This window comes from Streptomyces sp. NPDC007971, assembly GCF_042958635.1.
Taxonomy (GTDB): domain Bacteria; phylum Actinomycetota; class Actinomycetes; order Streptomycetales; family Streptomycetaceae; genus Streptomyces.
Genome location: NZ_JBIBJK010000041.1, coordinates 13,681 through 34,126, shown reverse-complemented (window position 1 = coordinate 34,126; position 20,446 = coordinate 13,681). Strand labels below are relative to the sequence as shown.

Genomic DNA, 20,446 nt, shown 5'->3' with positions numbered 1-20,446 from the left:
ACAACCGGCGGCACATCCTGCCGTCCACCCGTCGAGGTGACACCATCCAGGTCGTCGTCCGCCCGGTCACCGCCAGGTGACCGGGCGCACGACGATCACAGCACCCGCAGGAACAGCATCCGAAGGGCGTGACCCGGCAAGCCGCAGCGTTCGCCGACATGTCCCTGCGACGGCTTGAGAAGGAGACCCCACCGCATGGCCGCAGTGGTCGTGGCCGAGGCCGACAGGGCTCGGCGGCGAGCGGGAGCCGCCGGTCGGCGTTCATGCCGACGACGTTCGGTGGGCGGCGGGGCCATCAGGGTGTCCCCCGGCCGTGTCGGCCGGCCGGTGCGGGACCGGTTGGCCATCCTGGGCCGGGACGGCACCCCACCCGGCGAGAAGGAGCACGGTATGCCGACGGATTCGGTCGGGCGATTCCTGGCGGCTCTCGACCCGGAGCACCGGGAGACCGTCGGTGCCAAGCCCCGCGAGGAAGTCGAACAGCTCGCGGCAGCCTGGGAACGGGAACTGGAAGCGGATGACGAGCTCGACACCCTTGACGAGCTGTCCCCTCCGGCAGCAGAGGCCGAGGCGGCCCGACGCGTCCTGAACCGCGAGGCCGGCTGACGCCCGGTCAGCGCATCCCCCCACCCACCGGCAGGCAGGCAGGACCCGTACGACCGCGGGCTCTCATCCATCCCCTTCTCCCAGATGCGCCGGCTCGGCATGATTCCCCGACGGCCCCATGCGACCGGAGCTGCATAGCGTTCGACACGGGCCCTCGGGGGGGGAGACAGCGGGGCACGGCGATCCGGCATGCGCGGGCGACGGACGGCTGCCGGCCCGGCCGACCGGCCGGACCCACCCCCGCGGCAGGCCGGGACGGTGCGGCCAATCGGCGGAAACACCTCCGGCTCGTTCGCGGACGGCCCCTGCGTGGTAGGCATCCAAGCGCGGGCATGCGACGAGCGGAGCGCAGGTGATCCGGGTACTGGTGGTCGACGACGAGGCCCTGGTCCGCGGCGGCTTCACACACATCCTCAGCACGGCGGACGACATCGAGGTCGTGGCGGCGGTACCCGGCAGCCGGGCCGTCCGGGCGGTGCACGACTCGCGCCCCGACGTGGTCCTGCTCGACATCCGGATGCCGGACGTGGACGGGCTCACGGTCCTGTCCGACCTGCGCCGCATGCCCGATCCACCGGTGGTGGCCATGCTCACGACGTTCGACGCCGACGAGTACGTGACGACTGCACTGCGTTCGGGCGCCGCCGGATTCCTGCTCAAGGACACCGATCCCGAGCAGCTTCCTCATCTGGTGAGAGCGCTCGCCGAGGGCGGGACCGTGCTGTCGTCGAAGGTCACCCGCAGGGTGGTGGACGGCTACCTCGACAAGGCGGGGCACGAGCCCGCCGCCCACCTGACCGCCCGGCTGACCGACCGCGAGCGGGCCGTCCTGGTCCTCATGGCCGAAGGGCTGGGCAACTCGGACATCGGAAGCCGGATGCATCTGAGTACCGGCACCGTCAAAGGTCACGTCAGCGCCGTCCTCAGCAAACTCCAGGTCAGCAGCCGTGTCCAGGCGGCCCTCGTCGCCGAGCGCGCGGGCCTGCTCGGTCCGCCGAACGACGGGGACACCGGATGAGCACCCGACGACCGCCCGTTCGGCTCCTGGACGCCGCCCTCGTCTGCGCCGCGGTGGCCGATGCGTGGGTCAACGTCGACTTCAACGACCAGGTGGCGGCTCCGGCCTGCGCACTGCTCGGCGCCTTCGTCCTGGTCCTGCGACGCCGTGCGCCGCTGGCGACCTACGTGCTCACCCTCCCCACGGCCATGATCACCGATGCGGTGGTCGCTCCCCTCGCGGCCCTGTACACGCTCGCCTCGCTCAGCCGTCACCGTGTGCTGCTGGCCTGCTGCGCCCTGGTCTACGCGATCGCCGACTTCCTCCCGTGGCCCTGGTCGGCCCTGAAGACGTACGAACTCTCGGGAACCCACCATCTCGTGAACCTCAGCTACACCCTGGCCACCGCGGCAGCACCCGTCTTCCTCGGCCAACTCGTGCAGGCCCAGCGCGAGCTGTCGCTGCGGCTCGCCGAGATCACCGAGGCCCGCGAACACGAACGGCTGCTGACCGCCCAGGGCGTCCTCGCGAAGGAACGCGCGGAGCTGGCCCGGGAGATGCACGACGTGGTCTCCCATCAGGTCAGTCTCATCGCCGTGCAGGCCGGCGCACTCCAGGTGGGCAGCCGGGACACCGAGACCAGACAGGCCGCGGCCACGATCCGGCGGCTGAGCGTGCAGACCCTCGACGAGCTGCGGCACATGGTCAGCGTGCTGCGCGCCGCCGGCAGCCGCCCGACGGAGCTCACCCCCCAGCCGTCCCTCGCCGACCTGCAGCGGCTGGTGGACGGCAGCGGCATCGAAGCGGAACTGAAGACGGACCTGCCCGAGGACCTTCCGCCGACCGTCCAGCGCGCCGTCTACCGCACGGTCCAGGAAGCCCTGACCAACGTCCGCAAACATGCCGCGGGCGCGACGGCGACCGTCCGCATCCTCTGCAAGGACGGTTCCGTCCGCGTCACCGTCACCAACACCGTTCCCACACGGCCCTCACTCGCTCTGCCGAGCGCCCGGCACGGCCTCGCCGGCCTCGGTCAGCGTGCCGAACTCCTGGGCGGCACCGTCAGCTCCGGACCGACGGCCGACGGCGGCTACGAGCTCCGCCTGGAGCTGCCCGTCGAGCAGAACCGGTGACGTTCCTCCCTACCGGCTCGGCTCCTCATGGCGGCAGCGCACCTCTACGCCCCCTCTGTGCCGGTCCCCTCACTCACGTCACGCAGGGGGACCTGTGTCCTCGCCCTCCTGCGGCCAAAGTCGTCGCCCCTGTGCCTCCCGTCCAACCGCGTACCCGGGGACGGACGGCCACCGCACGGTCAGCACCACCGACTCGCGTTCCGCGAGCCACGAATGGTCCACGCCCCGCCCCCACACGACATAGTCGCCCTGGCGTGTCAGCAGAACGCTGCGGCCGGGAAGTTCGACGCGGAAGCGACCGCTGATCAGAACCAGAAGGGCCGTGCGCTCCTCGCCGCGCACCCACCGGGCCCGTCTGTCGCCCTGCGGGTGGACGCCCCACTTGATCTCGACGGCGTCGCTGTGGCGAGGGTCGCCGACACCCTTGAAGTGCCCGAGCAGCCAGCCTTGGTCGAGTGCCGCATCGCTGCCGGCGTTGCCCACGTACACGCTGTCGTCCATCACCGGGAGGCTAACAGTCGGCCGTCCTGGCACCTCGCGCGCGACCGGTGCTCAGGCAACCGGCCTCAGCGGCCGCGGGCCACCGTCCTGAGCCCGTCCAGTGATTCCCGTACCACCTGGGCCATCTCGCGTTCCTCGTCCACCGCGATCCAGCGCTCGAAGCCGACCTTGAAGACGGCGATCCCCGCTTCGGCGGCCAGGCTCGCGGCCGGCTCCGCGACGCCGCGCCGGCGCAGGGCGGCGGCGAGTGCGGCCGACATCGAGGCGAGCTTGATCAACTCGCGCTCCCGGAGTTCCGCGTTCGCGGCGATCACGGCGTGTCGCCTGCGTGCGTACTCGCGCCGATCGACGAACACCTCGCAGACCGCGTCGAGGCCGGCCGCGAGTGCCTCGACCGGAACCGCGGACTCCGGAGCGCCCTCGACCGCCTGCACGAACAGCTCCTGCAGGTCACCGGCACCGGCGAACAGCACCTCGCGCTTGTCGGCGTAGTGCCGGAAGAAGGTCCGCTCCGTGAGCCCGGCCCGCTTGGCGATCTCCGCCACCGTCGTCTGCTCGTACCCGCGCTCGCTGTACAGCTCCAGCGCCGCGCTCGCCAGGCGTCCGCGCGCGTCCGGCTCCCATCTGCCCATGCGCGAATCCTACGTGATGACAGCAGCTGACATCAGGTGTAGCGTCGATGACAGTAACTGACATCAACAGATGGGGACCTCCCATGCGCATCTTCGTGACCGGCGCCTCCGGCTGGATCGGCTCCGCCGTCGTACCCGAACTCCTCGACGCGGGGCACCAGGTCGTGGGGCTCGCCCGCTCCGACACGTCCGCCGACGCACTCTCCGCGGCCGGGGCGGAGGTCGTACGGGGCACCATCGACGACCTCGACGTCCTGGGGAGCACGGCCGCCGCGTCGGACGGGGTGATCCACCTCGCCTTCAAGCACGACATCGCCTTCTCCGGCGACTTCGGGGGCGCCGCCGAGGCCGATCGCCGCGCGGTCGACACGTTCGGCGACGCGCTCGCCGGCACCGACCGCCCCTTCGTCCTCGCCTCCGGCCTGGCCGGACTTGCGCCGGGGCAGATGGCGACCGAACGGGACATGCCGACGATCGACGCCTCGCCGCTCACGATCCGCGCGGCCACCGCAGAGGCGGTGCTGGCGCTCCCGTCACGCGGCGTGCGCTCCTGCGTGGTGCGGCTCTCCCCCACCTGCCACGGCGACGGGGACAACGGGTTCATGGCCACCCTGGTCGCCATCGCGCGCGCCAGGGGAGTCTCCGGCTTCATCGGTGACGGCGCCAACCACTGGCCGGCGGTCCACCGCCTCGACGCCGGACGGCTGTTCCGCCTTGCGGTCGAGAAGGCCCCCGCCGGATCGGTGCTGCACGGAGTCGCCGAGGAAGGCGTCACGATTCGCGACGTCGCAGAGGTGATCGGCCGTCACCTCGACGTGCCGGCCGTCTCCGTGGCCCCCGACGCAGCGGCCGACCACTTCACCTGGCTGAGCGCCTTCCTCGGCCTCGACATCCTGGCGTCCAGCTCCCTCACCCGCGAGGCGCTGGGCTGGGAACCCGTCGAGCCCGGTCTCCTCGCCGACCTCGACAAGGGGCACTACTTCCACAGCCCCGCCTGACCGGCCCCTTCCGAAGACACCACCTGCACGCTGAGCGTGCGGCGGCCCCGCCGCTCCGCCGAGAGCGGGGACTCACCACCGGACACTCGGCTGCTCGGCTGCGGTCACCCGAGCCCCCGAGGGGACCACGTGCAGCCGTCGGTCCGCCGGTCGTGGGGTGGCTGGTCATCGCCTCGGTGAGGCCGAAGGCGGTGATGAAGGAGAAGACGGCCGGATCGCCGGCCAGGCCCAAGGCGTGTGCGCCGATCAGCGGCATGGTGGTGCGTTCCAGGCCGAGCAGCGCGCCGACGCAGACGGCGACGGCGACAGCGACGAGCAGGGCGAACTGCAGCCGGTTCTCGCGCGGTCCGAGCCGTACGGGCCCGGCAGTGCAGGCACTTCTCGTCGCCCTCACTGCAGGTCGCGGCTCGCGTCGACCGCCGCGGCGCGGACGTCGGCCAGGGCGACGAGGTGGGCGTTTGGCCCAGACCGTGGCCAACCAGCGGTACCAGGACGTCGTCGGGGAATCCCACGGCAGTCCTCCAGGATCCGGCAGAGACGGTGCGGTGGGGCGGTGCGACGTATGGTCATCTCCCGTCCCTTCCTCTACGGTATTCCATGGATTTATGGAGGATGCCTTGGTAGGGACCACTGCAGCGGGCGCCAAGGCGCGGCTGTACGACGCGTTCGCGACCAGCGGCAAGGCACTGGCCAGCGGTAAGCGCCTGGAGCTGCTCGACCTGCTCGCCCAGGGCGAGCGCACCGTCGATGCCCTGGCCAAGGCGGCGGGACTGAACCTGACCACGGCCTCGGCCCATCTGCAGACGCTCAAGCGTGCCGGGTTCGTCGCCACCCGCCGCGAGGGCGTGCGCATCCACTACCGGCTCGCCGGCGACGATGTCGCTCAGCTGTTAGCGCTGCTGCGCAAGGTCGCCGAGACCCACCAGGCCGCCGTAACCGCGGCGGTCGACGCCTACCTCGGCGCGGACAGGGCGACGGAGGTCACGCGGGCGGAGCTGCGCGCCCGCGTGACGGCCGGGGACGTGGTGGTGCTGGACGTACGGCCGGTGGAGGAGTACCGGGCCGGGCACATCCCGGGTGCGGTGTCCATCCCGGTGGAGGAACTGACCTACCGGATCGACGAGTTGCCCGAGGAGACGGAGATCGTCGTCTACTGCCGCGGCGCATACTGTGTCCTCGCCCATGACGCGGTGCGACTGCTGGCCGGTCGCGGACGGCGGGCCATCCGCCTCGGCGACGGCATACTGGAGTGGCGGCTGGCCGAACTGCCCGTCGATGCCGGGGACTTGATATGACCGAGTCCACCGCGCAGGGCACGACGCGCTCGACAGCCGACGTGCCGGACGCCGCCCACGCACAGCGCCGCATCCTGCGCGTCCTGGTCGCCTCCCAGATCCTCAGCGGGGCCGGACTCGCCGCCGGAGTCACCGTGGGCGCCCTGCTCGCACAGGACATGCTCGGCACCACCGGCCTCGCCGGACTGCCCAGCGCCCTGTTCACCGCCGGATCCGCGCTCGCCGCCGTCGTCGTGGGCCGTCTCTCCCAGGTCCGCGGGCGCCGGCCCGGTCTGGCCGCCGGTTACCTCACCGGCGCCGTCGGCAGCGCCGGGGTCATCACCGCCGCCGTCCTGGACAACGCCGTCCTGCTGTTCCTCGCCCTGTTCGTCTACGGCGCCGGGACCGCCACCAACCTCCAGGCCCGCTACGCCGGAGCCGATCTGGCCGAGCCGGGCCACCGGGCGCGCGCCGTGTCGACCGTCCTGGTCGCCACCACCCTCGGAGGTGTCGCCGGACCCAACCTCGCCGCACCGACCGGCGCTCTCGCCGCATCCCTGGGCATCCCGGACCTGGCGGGCCCCTTCCTCCTCTCCGGCGCCGCCTACGGTCTGGCGGCCCTCGTCCTCGCTGTCCTGCTGCGGCCCGACCCCCTGGTCGTCGCCCGCGCGCTCGCCGCCGCCGCCGAGGAGAGCAGCACCGGCGTCGGCGCCGCAGCGACCGGCCCCCCGCACCGACGCCGCGCAGGCGTGACGCTCGGCGCGCTCGTCATGGTCCTCACCCAGCTCGTCATGGTCTCGATCATGACGATGACCCCGGTCCACCTGCACGACCACGGTCATGGCACCGCCGCCTCGGGCCTGGTCATCGGCATCCACATCGGCGCCATGTACCTGCCCTCGCCGCTGACGGGCTGGCTCGTCGACCGCTACGGCCGTCTGAAGATCGCTGCCGCCTCCGGCCTCACCCTCCTGGCCGCCGGCATCCTCGCCGCCACCGCGCCCGGCGACTCCGTCGCGCTCCTCGCGTGCGCCCTGGCCCTGCTGGGACTGGGCTGGAACTTCGGCCTCGTCTCGGGTACGGCGATCATCACCGACACCGTCCCGCTCGCCAGCCGCGCCAAGACCCAGGGCACGGTCGACGTCTCCATTGCCATCGCGGGCACCACCGGCGGCCTGACCTCCGGCATGGTCGTCGCCGGCACCAGCTACCCGGCTCTCGCCCTCACCTGCGGCGTCCTCGCCCTCGCGATCCTCCCGGCCGTGGCCGCGACCGCGAGCAGCCGCTGAACCGACCCGCACCCCCGGCACGTACGGTCCTGCCGGACCGCGCTCCTTCACATACGGTCCGGCCGGGCCCCCGCGGCCCTCAGCAGGTCCGCCCTGCTGAGGGGGCAAGTGGGGGCAGTCCCGCGGGTGTTCGGCACCGGCCCGCGGCGACGCGCTGCGGGCTCGGCCGGCACGGGCCTGTGGGCGTCGACGGGGGATTCGGCCGTCCCCGGCCGGGATCTGACGGTACCTCCGCTCGACTCGCGGGCCGCCTGTTCGCAGCGCATGATGGATGCATGGCTGCGGGGGACTCCGCCCCGCCCGAGGGCGCCGCCGCCCCGCAATCCCGTGACCAGGCCGTGGGGCCGGACCGAGGAGCTGAGCCATGGCCCACACCGTTCTCCCGCCAGGCGGCGTCGAATCGGAGAACCATCCGTGGAAGATCCGCCTCGTCGAACATCCGAAACGGTTTGAATCGTCGCACTTCCGCGCCGCGAAGAAGACGGCACAGGCGATCCTGCGCACGATGGACGACCCCGACCTGCCCTACGGGCCCAGACCCGTCGCCTCGGGTGCGGCGGGGCCGGACGGCCCTGCGTCCTGGGAGATGCACCACGGCGGCAGCCTGTGGGTCAAGGGAGCGGACCACTGGCGGATGTACCGCGCACGGGTCGGCATCGAGTGGAGCATGCAGTTCTGCGCCGACCCGGAGAAGGTCGACCGGCTCCGGCAGGACGCCGCCGTTCTGGTCGACGCCTTCCCGCTCACCCTGCCCGCCCTGGCGGAGTTGGGTTACGAGCGGGCCGAGAAGCTGCTGCGCACGCCGATCAAGGACGCCGACGGGGTCGAGGCGTGGACCGACTCGCTGTTCAACGCGTGCGTGCCGCTGAGCCACGGCAACCACCAGGGGATCCTGCCCAAGGTGCCCGGTGAGCACCACTACCCCTGGCCCGTGAAGGGCGCGGACTTCGTCCGGTTCGACGACTTCCAGCTGTGGGTGACCCTGCCCGACGGCACCCACGGCGCCGTCACCCCGGTGGACCGTCGCGGCTCCGGAGACGGGCATGTCCGTCTGGCCTTCGCCCCCGAGGGCAGCGCAGCCGCCGACACGATCGCGGAGGCACAGGACCGCGGCCTGATGGCCGTCCTGCCCGCGAACAGCCCCGTGGCCCTGCAGGCCTTCGCCCGGCAGATCGATCCCGACCGGCGGACCGCCTCGGGCCCGCTGTCCGCGAGCGCGGCACAGCACGACCACCGCCCCTCCGCCCGGCCGTGAGGCGCGCATGTCGCGCGCCATCGTCATCCCGAGCGATCGGTGAGGGGCGGGGCAGGGCGCCGAACGGACAGGGTCCGTCCGCGCCGAAGCACTCCGGCCGTTTTCCGTCCCCCCGCAAGCGCGGCGATCAGGTCTGGAGCGGATTCGGCTTCAGCACGGCGAACACGGCCCCGCCCCGGTCCGCGAGCCAGGCGATGCGTCCCACATCGGGCACGTCCGCGGCCGGCATGAGCACCGTCCCGCCGTTGTCCTGCACCGCCGTGACGACGGCATCGGCGTCGGCCACCGCGAAGTACGGCACCCAGCGCGTCTCTTCCTGCTCCCCCTGCAACCGGGCCACGCCGCCGAAGGAACCCTGCTGCTGGTCGCCGTCGGCGATGCTCAGGACCCGGTACGTCATGCCGGGCGCCTGCATCTCCTGTGAGCGCCAGCCGAACAGCCCCTGGTAGAAGCGGATCGCCGCCTCCGGGTCGGCCACGTGCAGCTCCACCCACACCAGCGTGTCGTCCTCGGACGCCTTCTGTACCCCCATGGCGGACTGCAGGACGGCGAACTGGGCGCCCTGGGGGTCGGTGAACTGGGCGAGCTGCCCCTCGCCCACGCTCATGGGCTCGACGCGCACACTGCCCCCGCCCTCGACCACCCGACGGGCGGTGGCCTTGGCGTCATCGCTGCGGAAGTACGTCGTCCAGGCCGACCTTGCTCCCTCCTCGGTCAGCGGTCCGAGGGCGGCGACCGTCTTTCCGTCCTTCTGGAAGAAGCCGTACCCGCCCGCATGAGGTCCCGCGGACACGATCCGCCATCCGAAGACGGCGCCGTAGAAGACGCCGGCCGCATCCGTGTCCGGGCTGCCGAGGTCGATCCAGACGGGTGAACCGGTACGGAAGACGGTGCCGAGCATGGGATTCCTCCTGCGGGTCCGGTACGAAGACCCGCCACTATGCCGACCCCGTGCGCAGGGCCCGGCCCACCGCCCCGGCCTGCCCGGATGTTTCACCCGGGCCATGGAGCCGAATGGCGTGGCGACGGCCCGCGTGAACGCGGTCGGTGTGCGTCCCCGCCGGCGTCCGCGGCCCGGCGCCGGGTTCGGTGACCCTCAGTCGACCGCGTCCATGAAGTGCAGCATCCGGGCATTGGTCTCGCCCGCATGGTCGATCTGGGGGCCATGACCTGTGCGGGAGAGGATGTCGGCGCGGGCGCCCGGTATCAGCCGGGGAATGCGCTCGGCCTGCCGCTGCGGATGCACCAGGAGGCTGCGCCTGCCGAGCACGAGGTACAGCGGGGTGCGGATGGCCGACAGTTCGTCGTCGGACAGGGGCAGTGGGGCGGGGCGGCGGATGCGGTAGGAGCGCACGCCGGTCCTGACCATGGCGCGCAGTTCCGGCACGATGAGGACGGGCTGTTCGAGCCAGGCCGCCAGGCGCGGGCGAAGCGCCTTGGGCGCGAAGGACGCGAAGAGGCTGGCGAAGATCCAGACGAAGAATCGCAGGCCCACCTTCTCCAGTCCGCCCGGGTCGAGGAGAGTGACCGAGGCCAGGCGCTCGGGCCTGCGGTACGCCTGGTTCACGGCGAGCCATCCGCCGTAGGACGAGCCGACCAGGTGAACGCGTCCCAGCCCGAGTCCGGCCAGCGTCTCGTCCAGCCACCGGGCGGCGCGTTCGGGTCGGTGGATGGGCTCGCGCTGGATGCTGCGGCCCGGATCGCCGGGGGTGTCGATGGCGTAGACCGGGCGTTCGGCGCTGAGGGCGGGGGTGTTCGGGTACCACATGGCGGAGCAGCTGCCGGCTCCGTGCACCAGGACGACGGGGGTGCGGGACCGGGCGGCCGGTTCCGCGGGGAGGTACTGGTAGACGTGCGTGGTACCGAAGGAGGTCTCCACCTCCGTCTCCGCATGAGCGGCGGCTCCCAGTGCGTAGACCGCGTCGCAGGCCGCGAAGTAGCGGTCACGCCAGGCGTCGCTCACGAATCGGCCGACGTCGGCCGGGGGGCGGGGCGCGGTCCGGGACACGGTCACCTCCGGGTGTGTGGATTCTTTATGGTACGAACGTATCACAACGTTGGTACACCCGTATCATCAAGGGGCCGGGGCGAGCCCGACCAGGGGGAACAGCGAATGGAGGAACGGTCGATGCCCAAGCGCGTGGATCACACGGAGCGGCGTACCGAGATCGCCGAGGCTCTCCTTCGGGTGGCCGCACGACGCGGTCTGCATGCCGTGGGAATGCGCGACGTGGCCGCGGAGGCCGGTGTGTCCCTGCGGCTGGTGCAGTACTACTTCGAGACGAAGGAGAAGCTCCTTCTCTACGGACTGCAGCACCTGGCGGAGCGATTCGGGCAGCGGGCCACCGCCCGGCTCCAGGACGCCGGCCCCCGCCCGGGACCACGCGCGATGATCGAGGCCATGCTGACGGCGGCGCTGCCGACGGACGAGGAGAGCCGTACCTTCCACCTCGTCTACACCTCGTACGCCATTCTGTCCGTCACCGACCGGGCGCTCGCCGACCAGCCCTTCATCCACAACCCCGACGCCGCCGAGAGCGCCCTGACCCAGCTCCTGCGGCAGGCACAGGAGAGTGAGCTCCTCCAGCCCGGGGTGGACGTGGAGTTGGAAGCCGTCGGCCTGCTCGCCCTGTCCGCAGGGCTCGGTACCAGCATCCTGGTCGGCCAGCGCGGCCCCGAGTCGGCCGCGGCCGTCCTGGACCACTGCCTGAACCGTGTCTTCCGGGACTGATCGCCCGGCGTGCCCGTGCGGGCGCGTGGTGTGCAAGCGGAGGAGTGAGCTGCCGGTTCGGGGTGATGACGCCTTCCCAATCCGGCGCGGATCGGCGAACGCTACATCGGCGACATAAAGGCGGCACAGCACGGCGGAACCGTCACCGAGACCACCACGGGCACCCTGGGCCGCTCGGTGCGGACCGTGGTTCCGGTCGTCTCACCCCAGGGGAAGGTCATCGGGCTGGTCTCCGCCGGGATCACGGTCGCGAGGGTGAGCGTGGCGGCCGACCGGCAGGTCCCCCTCGTCCTGGCGGCGACCGGTGTGGTGCTCGCGGCGGCCACCGCCGGCACGGCACTGATCAGCAAACGGCTGCGCCGTCAGACACAGGGTCTGGGCCCTGCGCAGATGACCCGCGTGTACGAGCACCACGACGCCGTCCTGCACGCGGTGCGGGAAGGCGTACTGATCACCGATGACCAGGGCTGCCTGCTCCTGGCGAACGACGAGGCGCGACGTCTGCTGGGGCTCGAAGGCGACGTGGAGGGGCGGCCCGTCACAGGTCTGGGTCTGGAGCCGACGGCCGAACGGCTTCTGCTGTCCGGCGCGGCGGCCACGGACCGGGTGATCCAGGTCGGGGAACGGCTGCTGGCGATCAGTCAGCGCCCGATGGCACAGCAGCCCGGGCTGGGAGGCGCGGTGGCCACCCTGCGTGACACCCCGGAACTCAGCGCTCTGATGGGTCGCGTCGAAGCGGTCCAGGAACGGCTCAGGCTGCTGTACGACGCCGCCATACGGATCGGCACCACGCTCAACGTGACACGCACCGCCGAGGAATTGACCGAGCTGGCCGTACCCAGGTTCGCCGACTACGTCACCGTCGACCTGGGCGATGCGGTTCTGCGGGGCGAGGAACCGAACCTGCTGACCATGACCGAGCTGCGCCGTGTCGCCCTGCACGGCATCCGCCAGGACACCCCGCTGTACCGGCCCGGCGAACTCATCCGTTTCGACCCCTCCACGCCACAGGCCTCGGGGTTCGGCTCCGGGCGGATGGTGCTGGAGGCCGACATGGCGGCGTTCTCCGGCTGGCAGGCGCAGGCCCCCGACCGCGCGCGCAGACTGGTGGCCTACGGCATTCACTCCATGATCGTCGCTCTGCTGCGGGCACGCGGAGTGGTTCTCGGCGTGGCGACGTTCTGGCGCTCCAAGGAGCCCCAGCCCCGACGCTCACGGGCGCCACCTGTCTGTACGGCGGTCTGCGACCCGGTGTCGGGTCTGTGCACCATGGCCAGGGCCGGCCATCCGGACCCCCTCGTCGTGGCCCCGGACGGACGCGCGGACCTGGCGGGCGTACCGGCCGGTCCTCCGCTCGGCCTGGGAGGACTGCCCTATGAGAGACATGAGACACGTCTGCCCGAGGGCAGCAGCATCGTGCTGTACACCGACGGCCTGGTCGAGGACCGGCAACGTGACATCGACGAGGGGATAGAGCAGCTGCGCAGTGCTCTTGCGTACGGCGGACGGACACCGGAGCAGATGTGTGCCGCCGTGATGGACGCGCTGCTGCCGACCGCACCGCGCGACGACGTGGCCCTTCTGGTCGCTCGCACCCGGCTGCTCCATGACGACCGTACCGCGGCCTGGAACGTGCCTTCCGATCCCTCGGCCGTGGCCGGCGTGCGCGCGCGTGCGGGCAGGCTGTTGCAGGGCTGAGGTCTGGACGAGGAGGCGTTCACCCTGGAGCTGATCCTCAGCGAACTGGTCACCAATGCCATCCGGCACGCGACCGGCCCCATCGGCGTCCGTCTGATCCGCGATCGCAGCCTCATCTGCGAAGTGTCCGACGGCAGCGATGTCTCCCCGCACCTGCGCAGGGCCACCACCATGGACGAGGGCGGACGCGGCCTGTTCCTGGTGGCCCAGTTCGCCGACCGCTGGGGCGTTCGCCACACGCCTGACGGCAAGGTCATCTGGACGGAACAGCAGCTTCCCGCGCAGCCGTGAAACGCCCGGTCCGCACCGGCCCGGGCTCTCACGCCGAGATGCTGCCTCTGCACGCGGAAGCGCATGCACGCGCTTGCGGGTCGGCCGTCTCGCCGCCACCGCACGTCAGGCCGGGCGGACCACGCTGTGGATGATCGAGTCACCGCCGTAGTAGATGGATTCCTCGCGGACGTAGGCGCCGGGCTTCGGCGCGTGGATCATCATGCCGTTGCCGATGTAGACACCGACGTGGCTGATGTCGTCGTAGAAGAAGACGAGGTCGCCGGGCTGGGCGTCGGTCAGGGACACCGTCTTGCCGGCGTTCACCTGGTCGTAGGTGGTGCGCGGCAGGGAGACGCCGGCGGCCTTCCAGGCGGCCTGGGTGAGGCCGGAGCAGTCGTAGGAGCCTGGCCCGGTGGCGCCCCAGACGTAGGGCTTGCCGACCTGCGCGCGGGCGAAGGCGAGCGCCTTCGCGGCCTTGGCGGCGTACGTGGAGCCCGACGAGGAGGTGGAGGTGCCCGAACCGGAGGACGAGCCGGATCCGGAGGACGAGCCCGATCCCGAGGAGGACCCGGATCCCGAGGAGGAGCCCGAGGTCGAGCCCGACGACGCACTCTGCTGCTTCTTCGCCGCCTGCGCCGCCGCGGCCTGCCGCTTGGCGAGCTCCGCCGCCTTGCGCGCCGCCTCCTCCTGCTTCTGCTTCTCGATCGCCGCCAGACGTGCCTTCTCCTCCGCCGTCAGCTTGGACAGCAGCTCCCGCGCGGTGGACAGCTTCGTCTGGACGGTGGACTTGGCCGTCTGGAGGTCGTTCTGCGACTTGGTCAGCGCTTCGAGGCTCCGGCCGGCCTCCTGCCGCGTCTTCATGGTCGCGGACTGCTCGGTGATGTAGTCGTCGACCGCGCCCTTCTGACGCGAGGTCATCCGGCTCATCAGCTGCGTCTGGTCGAAGTAGTCCTGCGGGTTGTCCGTGAGCAGGAAGGTCGCGGTGTCGGGGGCGGCGACCCCGTTCCGGTACTGGGCCGCGGCGAACAGGCCCAGCTCCTCACGCGCCTTGTTGAGGCTGGCCGTGCGCTTGGCCACGTCGTCGCGCAGGGCGTCGACGCGCTCGCGCTCCTTCGCGGTCTTCTCCTTCGCCGCGTCGTACTTCTCGGTCGCCGACTCGGCCTGGCGGTACAGGTCGTCGACCTTCTTCTCGACCTCTTCGAGGCTCGGCTTGTGGCCGGCGGAGGGGGCGGCATCGGCGTTCTGGGACAGCAGGGCCAGGGAGGTGAGGGCGGCCGTGGCGAGGACAGGGGTGCGTATGCCGACTACGCGCGTGCCCGTGGAGCCCGACTTGCGGTGCGACGCCAAGGGAGGCGACTCCTTCCATGTTCCGCCTACCGAGTTAGCTGTCGGGTTCGGGCGGGTGGTTCGGAAGGGTTGCCCTACGGCCCTGTCCCCGGAAGGGAGTTGGACCGGTTCACCCCAAGGTCGGTGGGTCCCCGGCTCCGGCTGCCGTGCGGGCGCGCCGGACTCGGCGGAGGCCGCACGGCCCGGCGACGTTCGCCGGTGGGGGTCGGGCGGCCTGTCGGGAACGCTAGCCAACTCGTGTGGCCCCTGTGAAGGATGATGGGCGATATGCCCGATACATTTTCGTGACCTTTGCTCGATGGCGTCGTTGAGCGCAGTCAATCCGCGTCGGTGTGGGACGAGTGGTCCGGAATTGCGCCGTCCACACATATGCGGGAGCGCCGGGCGCTCGGCTCGGCGCTCCCACCGAGCGCTCCGCTCGCGGCACCGAGCGAGACCGAGGAGGCCCATGCCGGCGGGAACCCGCCTCGACTCAAGGCCGCCGCAGGTGTGCCGCGCCCGGCGACCCAAACCGACCGCCGGTACGCCTCAGGCGACTCGCGGCCCCTGCAGGAGAGTCGCCGCGGCCGCCCTGGCCTGAGCCGCAGGGCGGGGGCTGCCCGAGATGGCCGCGGTGGTCATGGCCCCTTCGGCGAGCAGCACGACCTGATCGGCGACGTCCGCGGGAACTCCCGCCCGTCCTGCCAGGTCGGCCACGTAGTGCCGGAACCGCTCCTTGTGGTGGCGTGCGGCGTCGGTGACTTCCGGGGACGTGGCACCCAGCTCGCCGAAGGAGTTGATGAAGGCGCACCCACGGAAGTCCGGCTCCTCGAACCAGCCATGGAGCCAGTCGAAGACCACCAGCACACGTTCCCGGGGGGACACGTCCGCCGCCTCGACATGCTCCTTCAGATCGTTCAGCCACCGGGCGTCCCGCCGCCGCAGATACTCCTCGACCAGCGCACCCTTGGAGGGAAACTGCTGGTAGAGACGCCGGAGGGTGACTCCGGCGGCAGTGCGCACGGCATCCATTCCGATCGCCTGAATTCCCTGGCCGTAGAACAGCTCCTCGGCCGCATCCAGGATCCGGGTGCGGATCGGGTCTTCCTGCATCGCGGGCCGCCCTTGCCGTACGTGTGCGAGAACCATCGTTCTCCCAGGGTACGCGATCGGTCGCGAAAGCCGTCGCCGGACGTCCCCGGGAAGCCCAGGACGGACCCAGGAATCAGTGGCGGCCAGGACCGGGGTGGTCGTTCTTGCCTCGTCCGACCTACGAGCAGCGACACTGTCGCGCTCGCTGAACGTCGCACCCAGCACTCCGAGGGCACTTCGTTGCGGGACGCGAGTGAACGCCCCACCCCCCGCTCGCACTGCGCGAAACGGCGCAGGCCGTCGAAGACGATCGGTACACTCCGACCGCTTCAGCACCCTGAACATTCCTTGTTCATGGCGACTGCGACGTGAAGTTCGGAGTCAACTCCCGCAACTTTCACACCCGTTGAGTCACTCTCGCCGACGCGTCGAGCCCTGTTCGCTGCACGGAATGCCGACCTTCCGAACGTATATGCCACTGCGGATTGGGTACGCACAGAAGCTAATCGAAATTGTTGTGAGTACTATTCGGCCAAGCAACGGCACACAACTTCCGGGAGAGAGTCACTGTGGCCGAGAATCAGGATGAAACAACCAGCCTCAGGCCGTTGTACGCCGCTCGGGTGGCAGAAGACCTGACGCGCAACGCCGAAGAGCAGGAGCGTCTCAGCAGCGAGGTGGCCGCACTTCAGGAGAAGCTGGAGACGCTCCGCCACGACCAGGCCCTCCTGATCACCATGCAGCAGGCACTCGACAGCGCGGAGAAAGCGGACGACACGGTGTCCGTCGGCTCCGCCGGGGCCTCTCTTCCCCGTCAGACCACCCCCGTTCCGCGGAGCGGCAAGGAAACTCCCGCTCCGCAGGACGGCAAGGAAAAGGCGAGCCGCGCACGAAAGACCACGTCGAAGACGAAGTCGGCAGCCACTGCACCGTCTTCGCGAGCACCCAAGGGTGACACCGGCCCGACTCTGCGCGACCTCGTGGTCGGCCACCTGAGCCAGGAGGGTGAGCCCCGCTCGGCCCTCGACGTCACCGACGCTCTGACCGGTGCCCATCCGGACCGCGGCATCAAGATCACGGTCGTACGGAGCACTCTGGAAGCCATGGTCGCCAAGGGCCATGTCCGCCGCTCCAAGCAGGGCAAGTCCGTCTTCTACTCGGCGGTTTCCGCCACGGCCGAGCCTCAGCCGGCGACCGTCTGACCGAAGCTCTCGCAGATGACCGGTACGGGCGGTCAGCCATGACCTCCCGCACCGGACTCGCCGCATCTGCCGGTGGTTGACGAGCATCCCTACGTAAGCGCGCCGGTGGTCACGTCGGCCGAGCGGGCCACGACGAGAACATGGCCAGCAATGCTCAGGACTTGTAGATCGGTTCCAGCAGGGCGCCCGGAAGGCGTACTTTCACGAATGATCCTGTGGTGGTCACCGAGCAGGCCCCCGTTCGCACCGCGGGTCGGGAAGGCACGACCGTGCTCAGCGTAGTCATCCACGACGGTTCCGCCCGGTCCGGCTCCTTGATCGACGAGATCGTCCGCGAGGGCGCCCGCCGCAGGTCGGCCGCCGCTTTGGAGGCGGAAGTCGTCACTCCCCCGGTCCGCGCGGGTGCCCCGTTCAAGAAACGGCCTCCGTGTCGAGACGGAGGGGGCAGCCGCGTGAGGGAGATCTCCGGCCCCGGCAGCGTCGTAGCCACGTGAAACTGCAGATTCTCCGGGTCATCGTCGCGTCCCTCGAACAGGCCACCGTCCATGTGCGCTGCCTGCGGGGACCGGTCCGCCGCGGTGCCCGCTTCAACCGGCTCGGCGGTTCAGCACAAGCGATCGACCTGACGCTGACGCAGGCCGTCGTCTACGGGCGTCGAGTGGCAGAACTCGACACGGGCCTCACCGCCTTCGTGACGCTCCGAGGAGAGGGCGTTCAGCATCTCGAGTCAGGCGCCTTGGCCTCCGGGTCGCAGGCCATCGAAGGCGCCAACCCCTCTGCCTGACCCAGCGATCCAGAGGATTGACCATTGCTCGGGCATGGTCCGAGCCGCGTTCTTCCAGCGCCGCCCTCGGTGTGGGGCTGCCGCCTCTTGTACTCCAGTGCGACTTCGTGGTCTTGCGCTGGGCCGGATACGACCGGGTGCGTCGTCATCGGGTCCGCAGCCAAGTTGGCGGGCGGGTCAACTTCACGACCATGCGGTCGGCCGCATCGCGTATCGAGTCGCCGGGGCGGACTCGTCTCCGAGGGTGACCGCTGCGGGCAGGCAGTGGGACGTAGGGGCGAGGATGCGCTACTCGGCCCTGGCTGGCGCGTCCTGTTCCCTCTGGCGCTGCTCGTACCGTGCGGGCGCGCCAAGGATCCAGGACCAGGCCTCGTACTCGTCGACGGGCCCCACCCGGCCGGCGCCGTCGACGCAGCGCGGATCGTCCCGCTCGGCCAGCCCATGGACGGCCCAGATGCGGGTCTGCTGGTCATCGTCGTCGAGCAGGCCGGCCAGAACGTCCCCGACGGCGGGTTCCGGATTCAGGCTGTGCGCGAGCCGGTAGGCGGCGACCTTGCGGACGGAGGCGTCGGTGTCCTGAGCCAGTGCGAGGAGGGCGTTCAGTCCCTCGGGGGTGAACGTCTGCCGCCCGGACCTTTCCGAGTCGACGATCCTCAGGGTCGAGGCAACCCCCGCACGTACCTGCGGGGCGAAGTGGGCGAGGAAGGAAAGCCCCAGTGGTTCGATCCTCGGATCTTCATGCTGGCCAAGGCCGGACAGGGTCTCGGCCAGGACGTCCGGGTGTTCCTCCTCCGCCGCCCAGCCGAGGAGGAACTCGAGCGTGCGCTGTTCGAACGGGCTCGGGGCGTCCGACATGGGATCCCCGAGGTTGAAGGAGATCAGGACCTCCGCGCCGAAGCGGCGGTGCAGGGGATCAGGGTGAGCCCGCAGTGCCGTCGCAGCCTCCCAGGTCTCATGGTCCTGCCTCTGGGCAAGGGTTCTGGTGATCTCCCACCAGGCGGCGTGCTCCCAGTCGGGGTACTCAAGTGCGCACGCGCGGGCGGCCAACTCGTCCATGCCCGGGTGGAGTCCGAAGTGTTTCTCCAGGAGGGTGAGGATCCCTGTGTGGCCGTCGCGGACGGTCATTCCGCCGAGCCGGATCTCGTGGTATTCGGTGGACCATTCCCTGTCCCGGATCCGGACCCGCTCGACCGAGTCCGAGGCGCTGGTCCGCTCCCGCAGCATGGCGACCGGGCCCCTCTCATGCCACTGCCGGGCGCGTGCCAGCAGTTCCACGCGGGTGGCCTCACTGAGCTGGGCCGCTTCACCGAGCAGGCAGTGGGCGAGGCCGATGGAGCCGCTGTCGACGGCCCGCAGTCGGGGTGTGGTCCCGTCGGACAGTCGGCGGTCCGGATCCGCGCCGCCTTCCACCAGGTAGCCGGCGATCGTCGAGTTGAATGCTGAGATGGCCAGGCAGAGTGCGAGGCTGCCCTGCCCGTCGACGGCGTCGGGATCCGCCCCGTCCTCCAGCAGCACTCTGACCGCGTTCTCGTCCCCGCTCCGCACCGCCGTAATGAGTGGGTCCTCGCCCATGCCCCGCCCCCCTGTTGCACTCGATCACCGGCTCTACGAGCAGCCGCAGGCCGGGAGAAACGTCGTCGGCCAAGTCCGTTACGCCGCCCCCGGGGCCGAGCCACGGGCTGAACATCCGGGCGTCGGGCCGCTGACGATCGGCGGTCGATCCCGAGCCTCGTCCTGTGCGGAACCCACTGGCCGAAGCAGCCTGTCACACCCGCTGGACCTGGAGCGGCCACCGCGTGATCATCAAGGGCTGTGTGGACTCCTGAAGATCGTGTTGTGGCCGCGGACAACAGCTTAGACGCCGCCTGTTGGCGTTCAATGTCCGATCAGGCCATGGCCCGGATCGCGAGCCGGTTCAAGCGGGTGTAGCAGCGGGCGACTGCCCGCGCCTTGGTGCTCGCCCTGCTGTCCGGCGTCGAGCGGAAGAACTGCCGGCGGCTGGCCGAGCAGGCCGGCCATGCCCGCCCCGGGCCGCTGCAGCGGCTGCTGCGAAGCACCCGCTGGGACGCCGACGCGGTCCGCGACGACGTCCGGGCCTACGTCATCGAGCACCTCGGTGCCGACGACGGGGTCCTGATCGCCGGCTGCGCTGGGACGTCGCGTCGACGTGTTCCGCCTGTGGCAGTGCACTGCTCGTGTGTGGTGGCGACCTGCCGGGCGAACGGCGGGATCAGATGCTGAGCGAGCACGGGCCGGCCACGGTACACGTGGTCAGTCCCTCGGCCGGGAACGTCGCGATCATGCGGATACTGCGAAGCGAACTCGGCATCGACCTGGCGGACGCCAAGGCCGTGCTTCGCCGAGTACTGAGCGGTGAGCACACGGGGACGCTGCCCGAGATGGAACTCCTTGCGCGGAAGTTGCGCGCGTCGGGCGTCGCCGCCGTAGCCGCACGGTCATAAGTTCCTTTCCCGGAGCGGGTCCAGCGTGTGCTGCCTCCCCCGAGCGAGGGCAGGACGTGCCGCCTGCCAGGGGCGCCGTCGTCGGCGTGCAGGCTGACCTGGGCCCCATGCGCTGTTGCATCTCAGCCACGTCGCAGAGAAGAATGCACGTCTCTTGCGTACTGTCGCTACGACACCACTGTGCGGAAGTAAC

The 20,446-nt window shown here is 70.8% G+C and carries 18 protein-coding genes, 2 pseudogenes and 1 riboswitch; of the genes and pseudogenes, 13 read left to right on the top strand and 7 right to left on the bottom strand.

Annotated features, from left to right (window positions below):
* The first annotated feature begins 390 nt into the window (after nt 1-390).
* The 3 genes from ACFZCP_RS44815 (at nt 391) to ACFZCP_RS44805 (ending at nt 2,736) form a co-directional block, all read left to right on the top strand.
* Entirely contained in the window at nt 391-606 is a 216-nt protein-coding gene (locus tag ACFZCP_RS44815) for a hypothetical protein (protein WP_362700585.1), read from the top strand.
* A gap of 352 nt (nt 607-958) precedes the next feature.
* On the top strand, nt 959-1,624 hold the full coding sequence (locus ACFZCP_RS44810) for a response regulator transcription factor (protein ID WP_362700587.1): 666 nt from the start codon (nt 959-961) through the stop codon (nt 1,622-1,624).
* Nucleotides 1,621-2,736, top strand: a complete 1,116-nt coding sequence (locus ACFZCP_RS44805) for a histidine kinase (protein ID WP_391442729.1) — start codon at nt 1,621-1,623, stop codon at nt 2,734-2,736. Before ACFZCP_RS44810 ends, ACFZCP_RS44805 begins: the two co-directional genes overlap by 4 nt.
* Before the next feature lie 78 nt (nt 2,737-2,814).
* On the opposite strand, the gene ACFZCP_RS44800 is transcribed toward ACFZCP_RS44805, so the two are convergent.
* Both ACFZCP_RS44800 and ACFZCP_RS44795 read right to left on the bottom strand, forming a co-directional pair.
* Nucleotides 2,815-3,237 (bottom strand): signal peptidase I, encoded by a 423-nt coding sequence (locus ACFZCP_RS44800; RefSeq protein ID WP_391442726.1) that lies wholly within the window; start codon nt 3,235-3,237, stop codon nt 2,815-2,817.
* A 65-nt stretch (nt 3,238-3,302) separates the two neighbouring features.
* Nucleotides 3,303-3,869 (bottom strand): TetR family transcriptional regulator, encoded by a 567-nt coding sequence (locus tag ACFZCP_RS44795; protein ID WP_391442723.1) that lies wholly within the window; start codon nt 3,867-3,869, stop codon nt 3,303-3,305.
* 83 nt (nt 3,870-3,952) lie between these two features.
* Here ACFZCP_RS44795 and ACFZCP_RS44790 point away from each other — a divergent pair, with 83 nt between their 5' ends.
* The 4 genes from ACFZCP_RS44790 (at nt 3,953) to ACFZCP_RS44775 (ending at nt 8,685) form a co-directional block, all read left to right on the top strand.
* On the top strand, nt 3,953-4,867 hold the full coding sequence (locus ACFZCP_RS44790) for an NAD-dependent epimerase/dehydratase family protein (RefSeq protein WP_391442720.1): 915 nt from the start codon (nt 3,953-3,955) through the stop codon (nt 4,865-4,867).
* A gap of 617 nt (nt 4,868-5,484) precedes the next feature.
* Nucleotides 5,485-6,162 carry a metalloregulator ArsR/SmtB family transcription factor gene (locus ACFZCP_RS44785; protein WP_391442719.1) on the top strand — a complete coding sequence of 226 codons (678 nt, stop codon included), beginning with the start codon at nt 5,485-5,487 and terminating at the stop codon, nt 6,160-6,162.
* The gene (locus tag ACFZCP_RS44780; RefSeq protein WP_391442716.1) at nt 6,159-7,430 is read left to right on the top strand and encodes an MFS transporter; all 1,272 of its coding nucleotides are present in this window, start codon (nt 6,159-6,161) and stop codon (nt 7,428-7,430) included. Before ACFZCP_RS44785 ends, ACFZCP_RS44780 begins: the two co-directional genes overlap by 4 nt.
* A gap of 364 nt (nt 7,431-7,794) precedes the next feature.
* The gene (locus ACFZCP_RS44775) at nt 7,795-8,685 is read left to right on the top strand and encodes a DUF6424 family protein (protein WP_391442714.1); all 891 of its coding nucleotides are present in this window, start codon (nt 7,795-7,797) and stop codon (nt 8,683-8,685) included.
* 127 nt (nt 8,686-8,812) lie between these two features.
* Here ACFZCP_RS44775 and ACFZCP_RS44770 read toward each other — a convergent pair whose 3' ends face one another.
* Together ACFZCP_RS44770 and ACFZCP_RS44765 are read right to left on the bottom strand one after the other, a co-directional pair.
* On the bottom strand, nt 8,813-9,586 hold the full coding sequence (locus ACFZCP_RS44770) for a VOC family protein (protein ID WP_391442712.1): 774 nt from the start codon (nt 9,584-9,586) through the stop codon (nt 8,813-8,815).
* Between the two features lie 195 nt (nt 9,587-9,781).
* A complete protein-coding gene (locus ACFZCP_RS44765; RefSeq protein ID WP_391442735.1) occupies nt 9,782-10,693 on the bottom strand; it encodes an alpha/beta fold hydrolase in 912 nt (303 codons plus the stop codon).
* Between the two features lie 120 nt (nt 10,694-10,813).
* On the opposite strand from ACFZCP_RS44765, the gene ACFZCP_RS44760 reads away from it, so the two are divergent.
* Nucleotides 10,814-11,416, top strand: coding sequence for a TetR family transcriptional regulator C-terminal domain-containing protein (locus ACFZCP_RS44760; RefSeq protein WP_391442709.1), 603 nt, complete (start codon nt 10,814-10,816; stop codon nt 11,414-11,416).
* Nucleotides 11,417-11,491: 75 nt separating this feature from the next.
* A pseudogene (locus ACFZCP_RS44755) lies at nt 11,492-13,405 on the top strand (SpoIIE family protein phosphatase); the annotation flags it as partial.
* Between the two features lie 105 nt (nt 13,406-13,510).
* On the opposite strand, the gene ACFZCP_RS44750 reads toward ACFZCP_RS44755, so the two are convergent.
* On the bottom strand, nt 13,511-14,734 hold the full coding sequence (locus ACFZCP_RS44750) for an NlpC/P60 family protein (RefSeq protein WP_391442707.1): 1,224 nt from the start codon (nt 14,732-14,734) through the stop codon (nt 13,511-13,513).
* A gap of 8 nt (nt 14,735-14,742) precedes the next feature.
* A riboswitch (cyclic di-AMP (ydaO/yuaA leader) is annotated at nt 14,743-14,913 on the bottom strand.
* Between the two features lie 349 nt (nt 14,914-15,262).
* The gene (locus ACFZCP_RS44745) at nt 15,263-15,862 is read right to left on the bottom strand and encodes a TetR family transcriptional regulator (protein WP_391442704.1); all 600 of its coding nucleotides are present in this window, start codon (nt 15,860-15,862) and stop codon (nt 15,263-15,265) included.
* 566 nt (nt 15,863-16,428) lie between these two features.
* Between ACFZCP_RS44745 and ACFZCP_RS44740 the strand changes: the two genes are divergently transcribed.
* Together ACFZCP_RS44740 and ACFZCP_RS44735 are read left to right on the top strand one after the other, a co-directional pair.
* Nucleotides 16,429-17,007, top strand: a complete 579-nt coding sequence (locus ACFZCP_RS44740; RefSeq protein WP_391442701.1) for a hypothetical protein — start codon at nt 16,429-16,431, stop codon at nt 17,005-17,007.
* Nucleotides 17,008-17,497: 490 nt separating this feature from the next.
* Nucleotides 17,498-17,791 (top strand): hypothetical protein, encoded by a 294-nt coding sequence (locus ACFZCP_RS44735; protein ID WP_391442699.1) that lies wholly within the window; start codon nt 17,498-17,500, stop codon nt 17,789-17,791.
* A gap of 288 nt (nt 17,792-18,079) precedes the next feature.
* Here the strand turns inward: ACFZCP_RS44735 and ACFZCP_RS44730 are convergent, their stop codons facing one another.
* Entirely contained in the window at nt 18,080-19,363 is a 1,284-nt protein-coding gene (locus ACFZCP_RS44730; RefSeq protein ID WP_391442696.1) for a HEAT repeat domain-containing protein, read from the bottom strand.
* A gap of 369 nt (nt 19,364-19,732) precedes the next feature.
* On the opposite strand from ACFZCP_RS44730, the pseudogene ACFZCP_RS44725 reads away from it, so the two are divergent.
* Nucleotides 19,733-20,032, top strand: a pseudogene (locus tag ACFZCP_RS44725) (hypothetical protein); the annotation flags it as partial.
* Between the two features lie 59 nt (nt 20,033-20,091).
* Nucleotides 20,092-20,253, top strand: coding sequence for a hypothetical protein (locus ACFZCP_RS44720; RefSeq protein ID WP_391442694.1), 162 nt, complete (start codon nt 20,092-20,094; stop codon nt 20,251-20,253).
* Nucleotides 20,254-20,446: the final 193 nt, after the last annotated feature.